At 63.5% G+C, this 18,730-nt stretch carries 22 protein-coding genes and 1 pseudogene; 10 read left to right on the top strand and 13 right to left on the bottom strand.

The genetic code is table 11. The features are described from left to right. Positions 1-208: 208 nt before the first annotated feature. A complete protein-coding gene (locus QA640_RS05825; RefSeq protein ID WP_283039792.1) occupies positions 209-772 on the top strand; it encodes a chlorite dismutase family protein in 564 nt (187 codons plus the stop codon). 123 nt (positions 773-895) lie between these two features. On the opposite strand, the gene QA640_RS05820 is transcribed toward QA640_RS05825, so the two are convergent. From QA640_RS05820 to QA640_RS05810, 3 genes are all read right to left on the bottom strand, one after another. Beyond that, on the bottom strand, positions 896-1,294 hold the full coding sequence (locus QA640_RS05820) for a gamma-glutamylcyclotransferase family protein (protein WP_283039790.1): 399 nt from the start codon (positions 1,292-1,294) through the stop codon (positions 896-898). Between the two features lie 301 nt (positions 1,295-1,595). Beyond that, positions 1,596-2,411, bottom strand: a complete 816-nt coding sequence (locus QA640_RS05815; RefSeq protein ID WP_283039789.1) for a transglutaminase family protein — start codon at positions 2,409-2,411, stop codon at positions 1,596-1,598. Then, complete coding sequence (locus QA640_RS05810; RefSeq protein ID WP_283039788.1) at positions 2,412-3,323, bottom strand: transglutaminase family protein; 912 nt, start codon at positions 3,321-3,323, stop codon at positions 2,412-2,414. 92 nt (positions 3,324-3,415) lie between these two features. On the opposite strand from QA640_RS05810, the gene QA640_RS05805 reads away from it, so the two are divergent. Beyond that, a complete protein-coding gene (locus QA640_RS05805; RefSeq protein WP_283039787.1) occupies positions 3,416-4,219 on the top strand; it encodes an N-formylglutamate amidohydrolase in 804 nt (267 codons plus the stop codon). 3 nt (positions 4,220-4,222) lie between these two features. Here QA640_RS05805 and QA640_RS05800 read toward each other — a convergent pair whose 3' ends face one another. The 3 genes from QA640_RS05800 to QA640_RS05790 form a co-directional block, all read right to left on the bottom strand. Then, on the bottom strand, positions 4,223-4,843 hold the full coding sequence (locus QA640_RS05800) for a LysE family translocator (protein WP_283039786.1): 621 nt from the start codon (positions 4,841-4,843) through the stop codon (positions 4,223-4,225). Positions 4,844-5,130: 287 nt separating this feature from the next. Beyond that, on the bottom strand, positions 5,131-5,673 hold the full coding sequence (locus QA640_RS05795) for a hypothetical protein (protein ID WP_283039785.1): 543 nt from the start codon (positions 5,671-5,673) through the stop codon (positions 5,131-5,133). Between the two features lie 2 nt (positions 5,674-5,675). After that, positions 5,676-7,121: a hypothetical protein gene (locus QA640_RS05790; RefSeq protein ID WP_283039784.1), complete on the bottom strand. Its 1,446-nt coding sequence runs from the start codon at positions 7,119-7,121 to the stop codon at positions 5,676-5,678. Positions 7,122-7,235: 114 nt separating this feature from the next. Here QA640_RS05790 and QA640_RS05785 point away from each other — a divergent pair, with 114 nt between their 5' ends. Genes QA640_RS05785 through QA640_RS05775 form a run of 3 tightly spaced genes read left to right on the top strand, consistent with a single transcriptional unit; the run spans position 7,236 to position 8,522 of the window. Then, positions 7,236-7,550 carry a metalloregulator ArsR/SmtB family transcription factor gene (locus tag QA640_RS05785; RefSeq protein ID WP_283042730.1) on the top strand — a complete coding sequence of 105 codons (315 nt, stop codon included), beginning with the start codon at positions 7,236-7,238 and terminating at the stop codon, positions 7,548-7,550. Next, positions 7,543-8,013 carry an SRPBCC family protein gene (locus QA640_RS05780; RefSeq protein WP_283039783.1) on the top strand — a complete coding sequence of 157 codons (471 nt, stop codon included), beginning with the start codon at positions 7,543-7,545 and terminating at the stop codon, positions 8,011-8,013. The genes QA640_RS05785 and QA640_RS05780 overlap by 8 nt, the downstream gene beginning before the upstream one ends. Further along, positions 8,010-8,522, top strand: coding sequence for an SRPBCC family protein (locus QA640_RS05775; RefSeq protein ID WP_283039782.1), 513 nt, complete (start codon positions 8,010-8,012; stop codon positions 8,520-8,522). Before QA640_RS05780 ends, QA640_RS05775 begins: the two co-directional genes overlap by 4 nt. Positions 8,523-8,535: 13 nt before the next feature. Here the strand turns inward: QA640_RS05775 and QA640_RS05770 are convergent, their stop codons facing one another. The 5 genes and pseudogenes from QA640_RS05770 to QA640_RS05750 form a co-directional block, all read right to left on the bottom strand. Continuing rightward, positions 8,536-9,309, bottom strand: a complete 774-nt coding sequence (locus QA640_RS05770) for a DUF2189 domain-containing protein (RefSeq protein WP_283039781.1) — start codon at positions 9,307-9,309, stop codon at positions 8,536-8,538. Between the two features lie 276 nt (positions 9,310-9,585). Continuing rightward, positions 9,586-9,747 (bottom strand): annotated as a pseudogene (locus QA640_RS48245) (MarR family transcriptional regulator); the annotation flags it as partial. Positions 9,748-9,775: 28 nt separating this feature from the next. After that, complete coding sequence (locus QA640_RS05760) at positions 9,776-11,386, bottom strand: acyl-CoA synthetase (protein ID WP_283039779.1); 1,611 nt, start codon at positions 11,384-11,386, stop codon at positions 9,776-9,778. 10 nt (positions 11,387-11,396) lie between these two features. Further along, complete coding sequence (locus QA640_RS05755; RefSeq protein WP_283039778.1) at positions 11,397-12,533, bottom strand: epoxide hydrolase family protein; 1,137 nt, start codon at positions 12,531-12,533, stop codon at positions 11,397-11,399. Positions 12,534-12,761: 228 nt separating this feature from the next. Next, on the bottom strand, positions 12,762-13,217 hold the full coding sequence (locus QA640_RS05750) for a GatB/YqeY domain-containing protein (protein WP_283039777.1): 456 nt from the start codon (positions 13,215-13,217) through the stop codon (positions 12,762-12,764). A 244-nt stretch (positions 13,218-13,461) separates the two neighbouring features. On the opposite strand from QA640_RS05750, the gene carA reads away from it, so the two are divergent. Continuing rightward, on the top strand, positions 13,462-14,652 hold the full coding sequence (carA, locus tag QA640_RS05745) for a glutamine-hydrolyzing carbamoyl-phosphate synthase small subunit (RefSeq protein WP_283039776.1): 1,191 nt from the start codon (positions 13,462-13,464) through the stop codon (positions 14,650-14,652). 230 nt (positions 14,653-14,882) lie between these two features. Next, a complete protein-coding gene (locus tag QA640_RS05740) occupies positions 14,883-15,410 on the top strand; it encodes a cupin domain-containing protein (protein WP_283039775.1) in 528 nt (175 codons plus the stop codon). 19 nt (positions 15,411-15,429) lie between these two features. On the opposite strand, the gene QA640_RS05735 is transcribed toward QA640_RS05740, so the two are convergent. After that, a complete protein-coding gene (locus QA640_RS05735; RefSeq protein ID WP_283039774.1) occupies positions 15,430-15,756 on the bottom strand; it encodes a metalloregulator ArsR/SmtB family transcription factor in 327 nt (108 codons plus the stop codon). A gap of 60 nt (positions 15,757-15,816) precedes the next feature. Between QA640_RS05735 and QA640_RS05730 the strand changes: the two genes are divergently transcribed. Together QA640_RS05730 and QA640_RS05725 are read left to right on the top strand one after the other, a co-directional pair. Then, positions 15,817-16,242, top strand: a complete 426-nt coding sequence (locus QA640_RS05730) for a YeeE/YedE thiosulfate transporter family protein (protein ID WP_283039773.1) — start codon at positions 15,817-15,819, stop codon at positions 16,240-16,242. A gap of 8 nt (positions 16,243-16,250) precedes the next feature. After that, positions 16,251-16,703, top strand: a complete 453-nt coding sequence (locus QA640_RS05725) for a DUF6691 family protein (protein WP_283039772.1) — start codon at positions 16,251-16,253, stop codon at positions 16,701-16,703. 194 nt (positions 16,704-16,897) lie between these two features. On the opposite strand, the gene QA640_RS05720 is transcribed toward QA640_RS05725, so the two are convergent. Continuing rightward, the gene (locus QA640_RS05720; RefSeq protein WP_283039771.1) at positions 16,898-17,428 is read right to left on the bottom strand and encodes a DNA starvation/stationary phase protection protein; all 531 of its coding nucleotides are present in this window, start codon (positions 17,426-17,428) and stop codon (positions 16,898-16,900) included. Between the two features lie 114 nt (positions 17,429-17,542). On the opposite strand from QA640_RS05720, the gene QA640_RS05715 reads away from it, so the two are divergent. After that, positions 17,543-18,247 (top strand): class I SAM-dependent methyltransferase, encoded by a 705-nt coding sequence (locus QA640_RS05715; protein WP_283039770.1) that lies wholly within the window; start codon positions 17,543-17,545, stop codon positions 18,245-18,247. Positions 18,248-18,730: the final 483 nt, after the last annotated feature.

The following is an 18,730-nucleotide window of genomic DNA, read 5'->3' as shown; positions in this document are numbered from 1 at the left end:
CGTGATTCTAGCGCCAACTATCTGAGTCGGGCGAAGGGTTACGGATATAGGGACGCACGGCCTGAAAGTCAGGTTTGTCCGGCTTATCCGACTTATTCGACCTATTCACAGGCCTTATCCCATCGTCACTTCGGGGCGCGCGAACCCGGAATGGCGATGGTTGGAAAAGCGGCTTGAACCGCGCCGGGTTCCGCGCTTCCATGCCCCCATGTTCACGACGTTTCGCGGCGGCCATAGCGGGGGTTGGCGCGTCACCTCGATCTCGCCCGTGAAAGGGGATCCCCTGCCATTCATGCCGGCGCTGTCGGTGGTCGACAGCGAGTCCGTGGCGTTGCCGCTGGTGCCCTCACGCAATTCGTGGCGGCTGGTCGGCGTTGCGAGCTATCTGCGCTACACCGAGCGCGGCGAGAAAGAGCAGCTCGTCGCGGTTGAGGCCGGCCTCGGCCGCGCCGAGGCGACCAGCGCGGCGCTGATCCCGATCCGCAAATCACAGGCCTGGTGGGAGCTGACGGCGGAGGAGCGGCGGAAGATATTTGAGGACAAGTCGCACCATATCGCCAGCAGCCTGCGCTTTCTGCCGGCAATCGCGCGGCAGCTTTATCATTGCCGCGATCTCGGCGAGCCCTTCGACTTCCTGACCTGGTTCGAATTCGCGCCCGCCGATGCCTCGATCTTCGAGGAGTTGGTCGCAATGCTGCGCGCGACGGAGGAGTGGTCCTATGTCGAGCGCGAAGTCGACGTGCGCGTGGTGCGCGAGGTGCTCGCGGGCTAAAGCATGATGCGGAAAAGCGTAAAGCGGTTCCCTCTCGCGACAAACGCGGAACGCTTTTGCGCGGAGATCATGCGCAAACAACAACCTAGAGCGCGATGACGATTCATCCGATCTCATCGCGCTCTAGTGCTCGAGGAAGCGGCCGGACGCTATGCGCGGCAGGTCCGTGACCGGCCAGTTGTAGACGTAGGTCCAGGCCTTCCCGGTCGCACCATCCGCAAGCGTGACGTCGATCAGCGCGCGCAGATATTCGGTCGGCTCGGGAAAGCCCTCGCCGCAGGCCTCGTACATGTCGAGCTCGCGCAGGAGCTCGTCGGGCGCGCGCAGGCGGAAGAGTTCGCCGTGCACGAGGTCGGACGCTGCCTCCGACTGCAGCAGCCCCGGATAATGCTTCACGAGAACGAGCCGGCCGCGGCAGGTCGCATCCCCAAGGAAATCCGCATGCGCCGCCAGGAGCCGCGCCATCGGATGGTCGAAGCCGCGCATCAATGTGCCGTAGACGAAAAGACGATCAGTGGTCATGAGGTGTCTATAGCCGTCAATTGTACGGAACAACAGCGCCTCACACTCCACGTCGTCCTGGCGAAAGCCAGGCCCCATAGCCACCGAATATTGGAATAGGCACACTGACGGACCCAGCTCAGCGTCACACGGGCAGTCGGGGTAATGGGTCCTAGCGTTCGCCAGGACGACGCTGGGGAGGCGCAATGCCTCAACGGGTACCGTCATTGCGAGCGAAGCGAAGCAATCCAGGATCTTTCCGCGGAAACAGTCTGGATTGCTTCGTCGCTTCGCTCCTCGCAATGACGATCGTGGAGACGGCTCACGCCGCCTTCACCACTTCGTCGCTGACGACCTCGAACTTCTTCAACTCCATCCGGCCAAAGCTCGTCGACAGCGCGACGTCGGCGGCATCGCGGCCCGTGGCCATCAGGATGCGGCCGATGCGCGGGACATTGTGGCGGGCATCGAAGGTGAGCCATTTGCCGGAGAGGTAGACCTGAAACCAGCCGGAAAAATCCATCGGGAACGGCTCGGGCGGAATGCCGATGTCGCCCATATAGCCGGTGCAGTAGCGCGCCGGAATGCCCATGCAGCGGCAGAGGGCGACCGCCAGATGCGCGAAGTCGCGGCAGACGCCGGAACGGCCTTCATAGACGTCATGCGCGGACTTCATGTGATGGGCGTGCTCGTAGCCGAAGGCGACGTGCTCGTGCACGAACCCGGTGATGGCGCAGACGCGCCGCCAGCCAGGCTCGGTCTTGCCAAACAACGACCAGGCGATGTCGGTGAGCTTGTCGGTCTCGCAATAGCGGCTCGGCATCAGGTAGAGCAGAAGCTCGTTCGGCAGCTGCTCGATCGGCAATTGCTGCGCTGATGGCATCACCTCGTCCGGCAGGCCGGTGTCGCGCACCAGCGCGCTGCCCTTCAGCGTGACGCCGCCCGCGGGCGCGACGAGGCGCCCACAGATATTGCCGAAGCTGTCGTGATAGAACCGGATCGGCACGTCCGGCTCGGCCACCACCGTCTCCTTGCCGATGATGTCGGCCTGGCGAGAAGGATGGATGTTGAGCATGATGACCATCGGCGTCGGCTGTGGCGCAGCGTAAGCGATTTCGAAGCCGACCTTGATATCCATCTACAAAACCTCCGTCTCCAGCTCTTCGTCGTTCTCTTGGTCGTCCGAGACCACCTTGATGTTCACCTCCATGGCCTCGAACGCCTCGGCCGAACCGAGATAAACGCCATGCAGCGGGATCGCCTGGCGCGGATCGCGGGCCACCGCGACGCGGATCAGGTCGCGCGTGCCGACGATGCCGTTGGTCGGATCGAACTCGATCCAGCCCGCACTCGGCAAATAGACCTGCACCCAGGCATGGGTCGAGCCGCCGCCGACGTGGCGCGTCTCGAGATCCTCCGGCACGAAGATGTAGCCGGAAACGAATCGTGCGGCGATGCCGAGCCGGCGCAGCGCCTCGATCATGAACAGCGCATAATCGCGGCAGGTGCCGCCTCCGGTCTGCAACGTGTCGAGCGGATGTTGCGTGCCCTGCTCGTGGCGCTTGCGATATTTGAAAGCCTTGCGGATTCCGTGCGTCATGCCGCTCAGGATCTTGAACGTCGGCGTCGGCGCTTCCTCGTCGAGGAAGCTGCGCGCCCATTCCGACAGCTCGCCGTCGGGATCAGCGTATTGCGGCGTGATGTAGTGCACGAGGTCGGGGAATTCCTCGTCGTCATAGACGAAGGGATAGAAATAGGCCGGATCGTCCGGCGTCAGCGCGAACTCCTCGACCGGATTGTGCTCGACGGTGACGTGCCAGTCGAACGTCAAGACGTCGGCGCGCTCGTCGAAATTCGCGATCGCGACCGAGTTGCCGAACACATCGTGGATCCAGTGCAGCGACATCGGCTGCGGCGCAATGTCGAGCCGGCTGTCGAGCACGCGCAGATCATGGCTATCGCGCGGACGCAGCATGATGCGATGCTCGCCGAACGCCACCGGGCGGTTATAGCGATATTCGGTCTTGTGATGAATCGTGAGCAACGGCATCGTCAGGCAATCATGGTGATTTTGGACCGGCTAATCTATAGCGTTGGCTGCCCAATTTTAAGAGCAGAGTGCATTTTCCATAGGCAATCAGGATGACTTTAGAGGCGGCCGGTACGACGAATCAACTTCTCGGCAAAGGCGACATTCCGCCGGTGCATGAGACGAATGCGGCAGGAGGCGCGCCCTTTCTGCTCACTTGCGATCACTACGGTCGAGCGCTGCCGCGCGCGCTCGGCAATCTCGGCGTCGCCGAGAGCGAGCTGTCACGGCACATCGCCTGGGACATCGGGATTGCCGGCGTCGCCGAGCGGCTCGCCGGGATGCTGGATGCGCATCTGATTGCGCAGCGCTATTCGCGGCTCGTGATCGACTGCAACCGCCCGCCGGGCGCAGCAAGCTCGATCCCCGTGATCTCGGAGGCGACAATGATCCCGCGCAATGAGGGGATTTCCACCGGTGAGCGCGACGCCCGCCGCCGCGAGATTTTTGATCCCTATCACCGCCGCATCAATGCGGTGATCGACGCGCGCGTCCACGCCAGGCGGCCAACGGTGCTGGTCGCGCTGCACAGCTTCACGCCGGTCTATGCCGGCGTCGCGCGGCCCTGGCATATCGGCACGCTCTATCACCGCGACACGGTGCTGCCGCATCTCTTGCTGAAACATCTGCGCGGCGAAAGCGATCTCGTCGTCGGCGACAACGAGCCCTATGCGGTGAGCGACCTCACCGACTACACCATCCCCGTCCACGGCGAAGCCCGCGGCCTGATCAACACCGGCATCGAGATCCGCCAGGATTTGATCACGGACCAATCCGGCCAGCAGCAATGGGCGGAACGGCTGGCGCGGATTTTTGGCGAGATCGAAACGGAGTTGAAGGCGGAGGGGCTCGCGTAGTCCTCACTTTGCCCTTGTCAGCGCCAGCCAGATACCGCCGCCGATCATGAATCCGCCGGACACGCGCGACATCATCCGCGTGCGGCGCGCCGAGAAGAATTTTCGCGCGCGGCCGGCGGCCGTGGCGTAGAGCGCGTCCGTCATCGCCGCGGTGACCATGAAGGTTGCGCCAAGCAGCGCGACCTGCGGGAAGTGATCGCGGTTCATGTCCATGAACTGCGGAATGAAGGCGCCGAAGAACACCAGCACCTTCGGGTTGGACAGCAGCACCAGAAAACCTTGCAGGAAGAAACCGCCGCGCGGCGGTGCCGGCGGCTCGTCGACATTGACGCCCTCGACCGGCGACCAGATCAGCTTGATGCCGAGCCAGATCAGATAGGCGGCGCCGGCAAAGCGCACCCAGTCGAACCAGTAGCCCATGGTCGCCATCAGCGAGGTCAGTCCGATCGCGACGACGCCGATCACGATCGCAAGGCCGGCCTGCGCGCCCGCGACGTTGGTCAACGCCGCACGGGTTCCATGCCTGAGGCCATTGGCGATGACGAGCGTGACGATCGGACCAGGCAACAGCGCCAGCGCAATGCAGGCGGCGACGAAGGCGAGATAGGCTTGCAAGGACATCATGGCGGACACTCGCTGAGGGAGTTGCGGTGCAATTAATGCATGTTCGGGGCGGAAGCGAAAGCAGGACTTGCATCGCGCGCACGCGCCACAAACACCCCGCGACCCGGCTACGCCAAGGCTTCGCCGAGGCTTGAGGTCTTGGCTCGCCGAAGCTGCAGCGTAGGCGGCAAGCGAGGTATCCAGTACGCCGCGGCTTCTCCGTGCACGACCAGTCTCCGGAATTCTGGATCACCCGCTTTTTCGCGGGTGATGACGGCGGAAAATGTGGCGCCGCCGTCGCGCCTCCCTCACCGTCCATCCAGCGCTGCGACCATCCATCGCCTCACCTCCTGCGTTTCCAGGAACTCGAGCGCCGCGCGCTGCATCGCGTGCACCTCGCCCGCACCCTGGGTGACTGCGACCAGAAGATCGCAGCGGCGCGACACGGCAATGCCGGTGGCTGCGCGATGCGCACCGTCGGGCATGTCGAGATCATAGTGCCGGGCGCGGCCGTCGAGCCCGCCGACGCGCAGCCGATCGCCCGCCGCAGTTGCAGCAAAGCGCGGGCTGATCAAATCGAGGTCCGTGACGCGATCGACCTCGTCGTCATCGGCAACGCGGCGGTCGCAATTGCAGAAGCCGCGCTTTGCGCGAACGTAGAGCTCGGCGCCGGCGCAGCCCTCATCGCAGTGGAACGCACGGCCCGCGGGCCAGCCGTCGCGCGGGAACGGCCAGGCGATCTCGCGCCAATGTGCAGACGTCTCCGCCGGCACCGGCGCAAGTTGATAGGCGCCGATGCCGGACGCGCCGAGCGCAATCGCCGCAGCCACTATGGTTACCGCGCGCCGCATCGTCAGTCCTTCGGCAAGCCGGCAACGGCGCGCGCGGGTCCGGTCAACTCCAGAATGTGCAACCCGGTATTGGCGCGGTCGACGATGTAGATGTAGCCGCGGTCATCGGTCTCGACATTGTTGGTCTGGATCGCGACCTTGCAGCGCTCGCCGCCTTCGACGGGGATACAGCGCTTGTCGGTGGCGGCCGTGATGGCCGGGATGAAATAACCGACCTCCTTGGGGTGATAGGGATCGCGGATATCGAGCGCACGCACACCGGCATTGAAGAAGGCGATGAAGGCCATCTTCTTGTAATAGACCGGCGCCATGCTCTCGTTCGACGAATGCGAGCCGAAGCGGCCGCCGCGCTGGCAGAACTGCCCGCTCGCCTCCGGCACCGTGTAGCTCGAGATCATCATCGGCCGCACCTCGGTGGTGACGTCGGCAAACCACACCATCTGCCGCGCTTCGCCGCATTCGTTCAAAACCGTCTCGTCGACGATCATCACGATGTCGCGGGTCTTGCCGTCCTTGTCCTCGGCGAACTCGGCGATGGGCATGTCGAGCATGGGGAACGTCGTATGCGCGCCGTTGAAGGCTGACATCGGCAGGCGCGCGATTTCGGGATAGCGCAGGTTCTCCGGCGTCGGCTCCTTGCCGCCGTTCAAGAGCTTCTCGCGATCGACGATCTGCAAGATGCCGCTCTTGTTGGTGCCGTAGCCGAAATAGACGCGGTTGCCCGTGGGCCCCGTCGAAATCGGCCCGTGCAACTCTGTCGGCACGGCGCCGGTTGCACCTGGCTCCTGGCCGGGCAGGCCGAAATCCCTGATCTTCTGCGGATGCGCGGGATCACTGAGATCATAGACTTGCGTCATGCGGCGCGTGCGCCAGTCCGGCGCGCCAGAGACGAGATAGGCAATGCCGGTGTCGCATTCCCACCAGCTCTTGTGCGTGTCCTTCAAGCCGCCAATGCGCGTGATGAGCACGGGATTGGCCGGATCGGCGACGTTCCAGATCTCATGCGCCTCGCTGCCGAAGGTGCGGAGCATATAGACGGCGTTGGCATCGCCCTTCGGCAGCGACTTGCCGTCGCAGACCCGCACCATCTGCGCGCCGCCGGATTCATACTTGCCCTCCTGCCCCGGCAGGTGGCGCAGATATCTGGGATGCGCGGGATCCGTAACGTCGACGATCGAGGTACCATTCGGCTCGGCCTGCCCCGTCAAGGGATTGACAGGATTGGGCGCGTCGTCGGTGCCGCCGTGATGGCCGATATAGGCGATCCAGCGATCGCCTTGATGATGAATGGTCGGCTGATAGGCGCTGCGCGCCTGCAGGTCGTTATATCCGACCAGCTTCATGTTGGAGGCTTCGGGCGGCGCGCCGATCACCTGCTGCTTCTGAGCGTGGACGCCGTTGCAGACAAAAAGGACGAGGCAGGCAGCAAGTTGGACGCGACGAAACATGTTTCCTCCCGGAACCAATCTTCGTTGGCTGAGGTAAGACGCTAACACGGCAATTCGGGCGCACCAAAGACATCATCTTGACATGCAACCATTTGGTTGCCTATTATCGCCACCATGGATGAAGTCTTCAAAGCGCTCGCCGATGCGTCACGACGGTCGCTCCTGGACAGGCTTCACGCCCGCAACGGGCAGACATTGAACCAGCTCTGCGAGGGCCTAGAGATGACGCGCCAGGCCGTGACAAAGCACCTTGCCGTTCTCGAAGAGGCCAACCTGGTCACCACATTCAGGCATGGCCGCGAGAAGCTGCACTATCTCAATCCGGTGCCGATCCATCAGATCGGCGAACGCTGGATCAGGAAGTTCGAGCGCGGGAAACTTGCCGCACTCAGCGAGTTGAAACGTCAGTTGGAGAAGCGCGATGAGTAAGCCGCAATTCGTCTACGTGACCTATATCGAGACCACGCCGGAAAAGCTGTGGCAGGCGCTCACCTCGAGCGAGTTCACCCGGCAATACTGGTTCGGCGCCGAGGTCAGGTCTGACTGGAAGGTCGGCTCGCCGTTCGCCCTCCTGCTGGACGGCGCGATCACCGATTCCGGCGAGATCCTGGAAGCCGATCCGCCGCGGCGCCTGTCCTACAGCTTCAAGCACCAGAAGTATGAAGAGCTTCGAAATGAGCCGATATCGAGGGTGGTCTTCACCATCGAGCCCTTCGGTGCACTCGTGAGGCTGACGGTCCTGCATGACGGCTTCGTCGAGGGTGGCAAGTACCTTGGCGCCGTCTCCAATGGCTGGCCGGCGATCCTGTCAGGGCTCAAAAGTCTGCTGGAGACCGGCAAGGTGCTCGTCATTCCGCGCACGGCACTCAACAAGGGCTTCGACGCACAATGAACATCGATCAGTTCAAGCCGCTTACGGTCTACACCATCTACATCGCATCCACGCCCGAGAAGGTGTGGGAAGCGCTGACCTCGGCCGAGTTCAGCCGAAAGTACTTCTCGGGCTTCGCGGTGGAGATGGAGCCGAAGCTCGGCGGCAGATTCATCGTGCGGGCGCCGGACGGTTCGGAGCACATCCGTGGCGAAGTGTTCGAACATGATCCGCCAAACAGACTGACCGTGACGTGGAACGTCAACTGGCCGGACCTCGTCGAAAAGCTCGGGACCACGCTCGTCACCTACGAGATCGAGCAGGCCGGCGAGGCCGTCCGGCTGACCATGAGCGAACGCCACGACCGACCCTTGAACGATGACATCCTCTCCGGCGGTCGTGCGGGCTGGCCCGCGATCCTCTCCGGCCTGAAGAGCCTGCTGGAGACAGGCAAAGCGCCGCAGATCAAGATGGCCCCGCCGGCACAGATGCTCGCGGCGCTCAAGGCAATGGGCATCAAGACGCCGTAAGACGACGCCGAAATTATGGTACCGGCACCACCAGGCGCCGATACAGATGCCACGTCGCGTGGCCGAGCACCGGCAGCGTCACGATCAGCCCGAGAAAATACGGCAACGCCGAGACGATGAGCAGCATCACGATGACGGCAGCCCAGCCGATCATCGGCAACGGACTGGTGACGACGGCGCGCACGCTCGTCACCATCGCGGTGACGAAATCGACCTCGCGGTCGAGCAAGAGCGGAAACGACACCACCGTCAGCGAGAACAGGATCAGCGACAGCGCGGCACCGACCGCATTGCCGATCGCGAGGAACAACAGGCCCTCATTGGTGGTGAGCACCACCGTCATGAACTCCTGCAGGCTCGAGAACGAGGCATGCAGACCGAGCAGCAGTGCGATCAGCAGCCGCACCTGGTACATCCAGACAACGAACACGAACAGCGTGACGAAGGCCATCCAGCCGATCTCGCTGCGCGAGCGTATCGTCGACCAGATCGCGCCAAAGGAGACGGGCTCATTTCGCTCGCGGCGCCGGCTGACTTCGTAAAGGCCGATCGCGACGAACGGCCCGATCAGCGCAAAGCCCGCCGCCAGCGGATAGACGAGATAGATCAGTCCGAAGGCGGTGAGGCAGAGCATGATGGCGATGCCGCCGGCGGCATAGAGACCGCCGAAGCAGAGGCCATAAAGCGGCAGCGCCTGAAAATCCCGCAGGCCTTCGACCAGCGCTTCGGCGATGTCGGTGGCCGCCACGGCGCGCACCACAGGATCGACTTTACCCGAGATGGACATTGGCTTCCTCCTCGTTTGCCGGCGCGATCTTCGTCGCGCGACACTCTTGGCGCCAATGTTACCCCGCTCTCGCAACGCTTGCACGGAAGAGTTGAACGGTCAGTAGATACCGCAATTGCCTTCGGGCAATATGCCGCGCAATCCTCCAGCGCGTCAGGAGTGCGACGCGAGCAGGAGCGCCACACCAAGGTTGGCCGCAAACAGGGCAGCGTCGATGACGAAGATCCTGAGCATCGGCCCCTTCAACACGGGCCAGTAGGCCACCCCGACGCGTCCTCGATGGTGCGGGCGCGATAGGCCCTGTTTCGCAAGATACGCGTCGGCCTGGAGCGTCATCCCGCGCCAGCCATAATACATGAGCTCCAAAGCCGCATCCAGATCGTGCAGCTTCTTCAGCGAGGCGCGGTGAAGCCCCGCGGCGTGAGACGTCTTCGGCATCATCTGACCGTGTCGAATTGAAAAGAACCTATCCCCGCGCCCGCAGTTCGCGCCGCAGGACCTTGCCCGTGGCCGTCATCGGCAGCGTTTCCGCGAACTCCACGAAGCGCGGATATTCGTGGGCGGCGAGTTGGACCTTGACGAACTCCTGAATCTCGCGCGCGAGCGTGTCGCTCGGCGCAAAGCCCGGACGCAGCACGATCCAGGCCTTGATCGATTCGGTGCGGATCGGATCCGGAATGCCGACGACCGCGGCCATCGCGACCGACGGGTGCTTCATCAGCGTGTGCTCGATTTCGGAGGGGCCGACGCGATAGCCGGCGGTGGTGATGACGTCGTCTTCGCGGCTGACGTACCAGAAGTAGCCGTCCTCATCCTGCACGCCGAGGTCGCCGGTGAGCAGGAACTCGCCGGCATATTTTTTCGCCGTCGCATCCGGATTGCGCCAGTATTCGAGCATGGTCACGGGGCACGGCTGGCGCACGCCGATGATGCCGCGCTGGCCACGCGGCAACTCCTCGCCCTGATCGTTGACGATGCGGACGTCGAAGCCGGGCGTTGCCTTGCCCATTGAGCCCGGTCGGATCGGAAACAGGTTGGAGTTGCTGCCTATCACGAGATTGCATTCGGTCTGACCGAACACTTCATGCGCGTCGATGCCAAAAGTCTCGCGCACCCAGCCGAGCAGCTCACCGCCCAGCGATTCACCGCCGGTGAAGATGCTGCGCAGCCTCACGCCCGGATGTTTTACGCCTGCCTGCCGCATCAGCTTCAGCGCGGTCGGCGGCAGGAAGACGTTGCGGACCGAAAGATCGGCCATCATCAGCATCGCCGCCTGCGGCTCAAACTTTCGCGCGCGATGTCCGACCAGCGGAATGCCATGGTACCAGAACGCGAACAGCGCGTTCATCAACCCGCCGATCCAGGCCCAGTCCGCCGGCGTCCACATAAGATCGCCGGAACGCGGCAGGAAGTTGTGACACATCTCGACGTTCGGCAGATGCCCGAGCACGACGCGATGTGCATGCAGCGCGCCCTTCGGGTTGCCGGTCGTGCCGGAAGTGTAGATGATCAGCGCGGGATCATCGGCCGACGTATCGACGGTCGCAAATTCCTCGGACGCGTTTTCGATCGCCGGCCAGAACGGTTTGGCGCCGGCGTGAACGGCACTGCTCGTGACGTAGATGTCTTGCAAATAGGGCAGCCGATCGCGGATTTTTGTGAGCTTCTCCCAGCCAGCTTCGTCAGTGACGATCGCCCTTGCTTCTGAATTCGACAGACGGAATTCCAGCGCATCTTCGCCGAACAACGCGAACAGCGGGATGGAGATCAACCCGGCGCGGAACGCGGCGAGATGCGCGATCGGCAATTCCAGCGATTGCGACAGGAACACCGCGACGCGGTCGCCGCGCGACAGCCCGTCCACTTTCAGCACATTGGCGAAGCGGCGCGACATCTCGGCGACCTCATCGAAGGAGGTGCGCGTGATGGCGCCGTTCTCGTCGACATAGATTAGGGCTAGACGGCCCGTGCCGTCGGCATGGCGGTCGCAGCAGGCCGTCGCGATGTTGAAGTGCGCCGGGATATCCCAGCGGAAGCTGCGATAGAGCTCGTCATAGGTGGATGCTTCGGTCAGCATTGGCTTGCTCCTATCGCACCGTCGCGAAGAACTTTCGCACCTCGCGCACGAACAGCTCGGGCTGCTCGAAGGCGGCGAAATGGCCGCCCTTCTCCATCTCGCTCCAATGGGTGATGTTGTGAAAATTGGGCTCCATCCAGCGCCGCACTGGCGTGATGATCTCCTTGGGGAATACCGCAACGCCCGTCGGCACCTTGACGATCGGCGTCGTGCGGCGCTTGCCAAAGCTCTCCCAATAGAGCCGCGCCGAAGAGGTCGCTGTCTGCGTCGCCCAATAGAGCATGACGTTGTCGAGCAGCTCGTCCCTGGTGAAGACGTTTTCGGGATGGCCGTTGCAATCGGTCCAGGCCCAGAACTTTTCCAAGATCCAGGCCGCCTGCCCGCTCGGCGAATCCGTGAGGCCATAGCCGAGCGTCTGCGGCCGCGTGGATTGTTGCTTTGCGTAGCCGGAGTCGAGATCGACATAGTGCTTCAGCCCTGCGAGCGCCCGCTTCTCTTCCGCCGTCGGCTCGCCTTCGACCTTCGGTGCCGCGTTGGCGAGCGTGATGTGGATGCCGGCGCAGTGCGCAGGATCCTGCGCACCGAGCGAGGTCGTCACCGCCGAGCCCCAGTCGCCGCCTTGGCCGCCGTATCTGATATAGCCGAGGCGTTCCATCAGCTTCGCCCAGGTGGCGGCGATGCGGTCGACGCCCCAGCTGGTCGTCTTGGGCTTCGCCGAGAAGCCGAAGCCCGGCAGTGAAGGACAGATCACATGAAAGGCATCGGCTGGTTTGCCGCCATGCGCGGCGGGATCAACCAGCGGCGCGATCACCTTCTGAAATTCGACGATCGAGCCGGGCCAGCCATGGGTGATGATCAGCGGCAGCGCGGCAGGCTCTTTCGAGCGCGCATGGATGAAGTGGATATCGAGCCCGTCGATCTCGGTGGTGAACTGATCGAAGCGATTGAGCTTCGCCTCGCGCGCCCGCCAGTCATATTCGTTGGCCCAATAGCCGCAGATCTCCTTGATCCATGTCAGCGGCGCACCCTGACTCCAGTCGTCGACAAGCTCCGCCTCCGGCCAGCGCGTGCGCACAAGGCGCGATTTGAGGTCTGCGAGGATATCGTCACCGACATCGATGCGGAACGGCCTGATCGCGCTGGTCATCGGTTGCCCCCGATTGTTTCTGTCGGGAGAGTAGACCGAACTGGTGCGGCACCGGAAGTGCCATCCTCCTCTGGAGGGGGAGGGTCGGCTCACATGGAGTGCAGCGAAATGTGAGACGGGGTGGGGTGACAGTCTCTCCAAAGAAGCGGTGCCCGAATGGAGAGATCACCCCGCCCGCTCGCGCTTCGCGCGATCGACCCTCCCCGTCGAAAGGAGGGTAGGAACGCCCTAAGCCGTCAACGCCGCTTTCACCAAACCACTCGCCTTGGCGAAATCCATCTGCCCGGTGTACTTGGCCTTCAGCGCGGCGATCACCTTGCCCATGTCCTTCATGCCGGCGGCGCCGGTCTCGGCGATCGCATCGGAAATCGCCTTCTTCACGTCGTCATCGGACATCTGCCTGGGCAGATAGGCCGAGATGACGGCGATCTCCTCGCGCTCCTGCGCGGCGAGCTCGGCGCGGCCGCCCTTTTCGTAAAGCTCGACCGCCTCCTGGCGCTGCTTGATCATCTTCTGAAGCACGCCGAGCAGCTCGGCATCGCTCAGCGGCGGCTTGCCGTTGCCGCGTGCCTCGATGTCGGCGTTCTTGATGGTCGAATTGACCATGCGCAGTGTGCCGAGCTTGCGCTCGTCCTTGGCCTTCATGGCCTCTTTCACCGCAGCGTTGATGTCGTCGCGCATCATGGTCCTGGTTCCTTCAATTGTGTCGCGCCTGATTTAGGCCGTCCGCGCCGGGGAGGCCAGACCGGAAGATGTGAAGTCTCGGTCCATTATTTCCCGAGTCGGCGCCAATTTGGCGCAAAATTGCGCTTCGCCAGCCCCCTACCCCGAGGCTACCCGAGGGGACCTGTCAAATATGCAAAAACGCATGTGAATCCGCCCTCTCCCGCTTTGACGGCGGCGCCGCTCCGGACTATGTAGCGGGCTCATGACACAATCCGAAAACGATCCCGCCTGGCCGGACCATAAACCGACCGCGCTCCTCGTGCTTGCCGATGGCACGGTGCTCGAAGGCTTCGGCCTCGGCGCCGAAGGCCACGCCGTCGGCGAGGTCTGCTTCAACACCGCGATGACCGGCTATGAGGAGATCTTGACCGATCCCTCCTATGCCGGACAGCTCATCACCTTCACCTTCCCGCACATCGGAAACGTCGGCACCAACGAGGAAGACATCGAGACGGTGAACATGGCCGCGACGCCCGGCGCGCGCGGCGTGATCCTGCGCACCGCCATCACCGATCCTTCGAACTACCGCGCCACCCGCCATCTCGACCAGTGGCTGAAGGCACGCGGCGTCATCGGTCTTTCCGGCATCGACACGCGCGCGCTGACCGCGCTGATCCGCACCAAGGGCATGCCGAACGCCGTGATCGCTCATGCGAAGAACGGCGAGTTCGACCTGCACGGCCTGAAGGAAGAGGCGCGCGAATGGCCCGGCCTCGAGGGCATGGATCTCGTGCCGATGGTCACCTCCGGCCAGCGCTTCACCTGGGACGAGACGTCCTGGGAATGGAATAAGGGTTTCGGTCGCCAGGACGATCCTGCATTCAACGTCGTCGCCATCGACTACGGCATCAAGCGCAACATCCTGCGCCTGCTCGCCGGCGTAGGCTGCAAGGTGACGGTGGTGCCGGCGACGACGTCCGCCGAGGACATTTTGGCGATGAAGCCGGACGGCGTGTTCCTGTCGAATGGCCCGGGCGATCCGGCCGCGACCGGCAAATATGCCGTGCCCGTCATCCAGCAGGTCATCAAATCCGGCACGCCGACGTTCGGCATCTGCCTCGGCCACCAGATGCTCGGCCTTGCCGTCGGCGCCAAGACCAAGAAAATGCATCAGGGCCATCACGGCGCCAACCATCCCGTAAAGGACGAGACCACCGGCAAGGTCGAGATCACCTCGATGAACCACGGCTTTGCCGTGGACGAGAAGACGCTGCCGAAGGGTGCGACGCAGACCCACGTGTCGCTGTTCGACGGCTCCAATTGCGGGATCGCACTCGACGGCAGGCCGGTGTTCTCGGTGCAGTATCACCCCGAGGCCTCGCCCGGCCCGCGCGACTCGCACTATCTGTTCCGGCGCTTTGCCGAACTGATGCGGGAGAGGAAACGGGCGTAAGCCCTTTGCGCAATCGCTGCCACGACGTCATGCCCGGGCTCCTCCCGGGCATTTTCGTTGTCGTTCCGGGGCGCGCCAACGGGTCCGCGCGAGGCCGGAATCCACTGAGCAGCGCGCGCCGGGGCGCGATGGATTTCCGGGCTCGATGCTGCCGCGTCGCCCCGGAATGACTGGGAACGTCGGCTGACCTGCCTCGTTGATCCCTGCTAGTTTTCACGCAGGAGCCTGCCATGTCCGTCGTTCACGACAATGCCGAGCCACTCGCCATCGTGTTCGAGGATGACGGCCTCGTGCCGAACAATATCCTGCCGTTCCTGGTCTATCAGGACGCTGTGAAGCTCGATTCCAGGCGTCCCGAAGAAACCATCGAAGGCCTGTTCGCGGAGAACGGCTGGGGCGGCACATGGCGCAACGGCGTCTACGATTATCTCCACTATCATTCCACCGTGCATGAAGTGCTCGGCGTCGCGCGCGGCCGTGCCCGCGTGCGCTTCGGCGGTGATCACGGCCAGGAGTTCGACATCAAGGCGGGCGATGTCGCGATCCTCCCTGCTGGCACCGGACACCAACGCATCAGCGCAAGCGACGATTTCTGCGTGATCGGCGCCTATCCGCCCGGATCGAAGATGGAGGTCACGCGCCCAACGCCGGAGAATCACGCCAAGGCGCTGAAGACGATTCCGGCCGTGAAGCTGCCGCCGGCCGATCCTGTGATGGGCAAGAATGGGCCGCTGATGCGGCTGTGGCGAGGCCCCTAGCGCTATTTCGGCACCGTGCTCAGGCGCAGTACAGCCGATAGAGCGTCTGCAGCACTTCGCGAACTTCCAGGCTGGCGAGCCGGTAATAGATCGTCTGTCCGTCCCGCCGGGTCGTGACGAGGTCGAGCGCACGCATCTTGCCGAGATGCTGCGACAATGCGGCCGAGGACAACCCGACAAGGTCGGCGAGATCGCCGACCGACCGCTCCCCATCGAGAAGGTTGCAGAGCACCATCAACCGCTTGGCGTTCGCCATCGCGGTCAACAGGCGCGAGGCCTCCTCGGCCTTCTCTTCGAGGGCCACGGCAGCGGTTTCGGCAATCTTGCGCTTGGTCTGATTCTTCATGCTTGATAATTTAGAATATGCGAATATACTAATCAACTATAATCTCTTGAGGAGCACCCAATGCCGACGACGTTCACACCGCTGGCCTCGCTTGCGGGCGGGGTCCTGATCGGGCTTTCCGCGGTGATGCTGATGGCTGTCAGCGGCCGGATCGCCGGCGTCAGCGGCATCGCCGCGCGCCTGCTGCCGCCCTTCGGCGATAACGCAACCGCGGGCCGCTTCGCCTTCATCGCCGGGCTCGTCGCCGCCCCCGCGCTTGCGCGCCTGGTCACCGGCGCGTTTCCACCCCAAGCGATCGAGACCGGCGGCGTGCTGCTTGCCGTTGCCGGCCTGCTGGTCGGCTTCGGCTCTGTGTGGGGCAATGGCTGCACCTCAGGGCACGGCGTCTGCGGCATATCGCGCCTGTCGACCCGCTCGATTGTCGCCACCCTCGTCTTCATGACCACCGGCTTCGTGACGACCTTCGTCGTCCGGCATCTCGCGTGAGGCCTGCCATGTCTGTCCTGATTCAGTTCGCCGTCGGCCTGATATTCGGAGCCGGGCTCTTGATCTCCGGCATGTCGAATCCCGCGAAGGTCCTCAATTTCCTCGATCTCGCCGCCATTCGCGCGGGATCGTGGGACCCGAGCCTGATGTTCGTGATGCTGGGCGCCGTCGCCACCGCTTTCATCGGCTTCCGCCTAGTCCTGAAGCGGCAACGGCCGCTGCTCGGCGACACGTTCCATCTGCCGGCCACGAACGACCTCGATCCGCGCGTCATTGTCGGGCCGGCGATTTTCGGCGTCGGCTGGGGTCTCGCCGGCTTCTGTCCGGGCCCTGCCTTTGTGGCGCTCGGCTACGGTACTTTGGCTTCGGTCCTGTTCGTGTTCGCCATGATGATCGGCATGGCCGCTGCCCGCGCCCTCGCGGAGCGGCAACCGACGCTCGCGACGCCATCCTACGAGTAGCGGTTTCCCAATGTCAGATCTTCCCGCTGCGGTCGATCTATCGGTGAAGCCGGTGATCACCGCGTTCATCGAAGCTGGATGGCCCTTGGACAACCTGCCTAGCGCCCTGCCGACGCGTGCCCACCATTTTCCGTAGCCGCGGAAATGTGGTGGGCGCGGCGTTGACGCGCATTTTCACCCTGTGACGGGGTGCCCTAGGCAGCGTTGCTGCCTTCCTGACGCGAGGCCTCGAACAGGAACCAGGTCCGCCGCTCGGTCTCGTCGATGAAGACTTCGAGCAGGCTCGCGCTGGCGACATCACCGGCTTCGTCGCACACCTCGTGCGCTTTGCGCATCGCAGCCGCGACATGCTTGTTATCGTCCATCAATTCGCGCAGCATTTCGCGCGGCGGGACATAATCCTCGTCATTGTCCTTGATGGTCTTGAGCTTTGCGATCTGGCCGATCGACTTCAGCGTGGCGCCGCCGATCTTGCGGACCCGCTCGGCGAGCTGGTCGGTGGTGGCGAAGATCGCGTCCGACTGCTCGTCCAGCAGCAGATGATAATCGCGAAAGTGCCGGCCGCTGATGTGCCAGTGGAAATTCTTGGTCTTCAGGTAAAGCGCAAAGGCATCGGCGAGCAGAACGTTGAGCGCTTTCGAAATCTTGTCGACCGCGCCGGGTGCCAGATCGGTCGGGGTATCGAGATCGGACGAGATCCTGTGGTTATCAGGTTTTTTGCTCACGGGAGACCTTCCTGTTAGACGCGGACATTGACGGCATGCCGTCGCACCCCTAACGCAGGCGAGCAGCGCCGGTTCCTCCCCCGGGAACCGACTTTGCCGGGACCTCTGAAGACCATGGATGATTGGATCGACTATTACGACTCCACGCACACAATCTATGTCAGCAAGCTGCATCGCGATTTGCACTTCCAGATCATCGCGCGGGACATCATCGGCTACATCTCCTCGCCCGACGCGACGGTGCTGGATTATGCCTGCGGCGAGGCGCTGTCGGCGAACGAGGTGGCGAATGCCTGCGGCAAGCTGATCCTGGCGGAGCCCGCGCCGGGCGTACGTGGCCGGCTGATCGCGCGCTTTGCGCCGAACACCAAGATCCGCGTCCGCTCGCTCGAGGACGTGCGGAAGATGGCCGAGCAGTCCATCGACCTCGTGGTGATGAACTCGGTCGTCCAATACATGACGCCGGCGGAGCTCGACTCCGCGTTCATTGTGATCCGCCGGCTCCTGAAACCTTCGGGCAAGCTCGTGCTCGGCGATATCCTCCAGCCCGAGGTCGGCATGTTCAGGGACGTGCTGGCGCTGCTCAGTTTTGGCGCGCGTCACGGCTTTCTGAAGGATGCGCTGGTCGGACTGGTCTCGACGGCGCTGTCCGATTATCGGCACCTGCGCTCGCGCATCGGGCTTCAGCGTTACAGCGAGGAAGAGATCACCGCGAAGCTCGCGGTAGCCGGATTTTCGGTGCAGCGTGCCCACACCAATATCGGCCACAACCGCTGGCGCATGACCTTCATCGCGCGCCCGCGCTTTGCGCGCGGTTAGGGTTAACGAGGAGTGGGGGTGGCCTGACGGACTGCGATCGGCAATGATCCAGTCGGCCCGGTGGCGGAAGCGTCAACGCGAGGGCGGTGCATCGCTCTTTATCCTGGTTCAAATCCAGGCCGGGTCTCCACGCTTCGCCCTGACGGGCTACGCGTGGCGCTGCCACGCTGGACCGGCGGGGCAAAACATGTCCAGGTGGCCTACTGCCCTTCCACCACTTCACATTCTGGCAAGAGTCGGCATCCTTGGCTCGCGGATTTGACCACGGAATAGCGCCGCTTGTTCCTGCTACGTTCTTGGCAGCGTCTGCAGTTCGGGCGAGCCCCAAGCCTCCATGATCGCCCTCTCGCTCAACGCCTCGGCCATGCGTCTCGGCTTCGCCATCGACGGAGCGCTGGGGGGTGCGTTGTTCGCAGCGCTCCCGCCAAGCGACCTCGGCTGGATCGGCGGGTCGAGCGTTGCGGCATCGCTTCTGGTGCACCT

The sequence above is a fragment of the Bradyrhizobium sp. CB82 genome (genome assembly GCF_029714405.1).
GTDB lineage: Bacteria > Pseudomonadota > Alphaproteobacteria > Rhizobiales > Xanthobacteraceae > Bradyrhizobium.
Note: the sequence above shows the minus strand (reverse complement) of the source record. Positions and strands in the feature narration are given on the sequence as shown.

Coding starts and splice junctions, on each gene's coding strand:
- QA640_RS05825 (WP_283039792.1), top strand. CDS start 209: ATGTTCACGACGTTTCGCGGCGGCCATAGCGGGGGTTGGCGCGTCACC.
- QA640_RS05820 (WP_283039790.1), bottom strand. CDS start 1,294: ATGACCACTGATCGTCTTTTCGTCTACGGCACATTGATGCGCGGCTTC.
- QA640_RS05815 (WP_283039789.1), bottom strand. CDS start 2,411: ATGGATATCAAGGTCGGCTTCGAAATCGCTTACGCTGCGCCACAGCCG.
- QA640_RS05810 (WP_283039788.1), bottom strand. CDS start 3,323: ATGCCGTTGCTCACGATTCATCACAAGACCGAATATCGCTATAACCGC.
- QA640_RS05805 (WP_283039787.1), top strand. CDS start 3,416: ATGACTTTAGAGGCGGCCGGTACGACGAATCAACTTCTCGGCAAAGGC.
- QA640_RS05800 (WP_283039786.1), bottom strand. CDS start 4,843: ATGATGTCCTTGCAAGCCTATCTCGCCTTCGTCGCCGCCTGCATTGCG.
- QA640_RS05795 (WP_283039785.1), bottom strand. CDS start 5,673: ATGCGGCGCGCGGTAACCATAGTGGCTGCGGCGATTGCGCTCGGCGCG.
- QA640_RS05790 (WP_283039784.1), bottom strand. CDS start 7,121: ATGTTTCGTCGCGTCCAACTTGCTGCCTGCCTCGTCCTTTTTGTCTGC.
- QA640_RS05785 (WP_283042730.1), top strand. CDS start 7,236: ATGGATGAAGTCTTCAAAGCGCTCGCCGATGCGTCACGACGGTCGCTC.
- QA640_RS05780 (WP_283039783.1), top strand. CDS start 7,543: ATGAGTAAGCCGCAATTCGTCTACGTGACCTATATCGAGACCACGCCG.
- QA640_RS05775 (WP_283039782.1), top strand. CDS start 8,010: ATGAACATCGATCAGTTCAAGCCGCTTACGGTCTACACCATCTACATC.
- QA640_RS05770 (WP_283039781.1), bottom strand. CDS start 9,309: ATGTCCATCTCGGGTAAAGTCGATCCTGTGGTGCGCGCCGTGGCGGCC.
- QA640_RS05760 (WP_283039779.1), bottom strand. CDS start 11,386: ATGCTGACCGAAGCATCCACCTATGACGAGCTCTATCGCAGCTTCCGC.
- QA640_RS05755 (WP_283039778.1), bottom strand. CDS start 12,533: ATGACCAGCGCGATCAGGCCGTTCCGCATCGATGTCGGTGACGATATC.
- QA640_RS05750 (WP_283039777.1), bottom strand. CDS start 13,217: ATGATGCGCGACGACATCAACGCTGCGGTGAAAGAGGCCATGAAGGCC.
- carA (WP_283039776.1), top strand. CDS start 13,462: ATGACACAATCCGAAAACGATCCCGCCTGGCCGGACCATAAACCGACC.
- QA640_RS05740 (WP_283039775.1), top strand. CDS start 14,883: ATGTCCGTCGTTCACGACAATGCCGAGCCACTCGCCATCGTGTTCGAG.
- QA640_RS05735 (WP_283039774.1), bottom strand. CDS start 15,756: ATGAAGAATCAGACCAAGCGCAAGATTGCCGAAACCGCTGCCGTGGCC.
- QA640_RS05730 (WP_283039773.1), top strand. CDS start 15,817: ATGCCGACGACGTTCACACCGCTGGCCTCGCTTGCGGGCGGGGTCCTG.
- QA640_RS05725 (WP_283039772.1), top strand. CDS start 16,251: ATGTCTGTCCTGATTCAGTTCGCCGTCGGCCTGATATTCGGAGCCGGG.
- QA640_RS05715 (WP_283039770.1), top strand. CDS start 17,543: ATGGATGATTGGATCGACTATTACGACTCCACGCACACAATCTATGTC.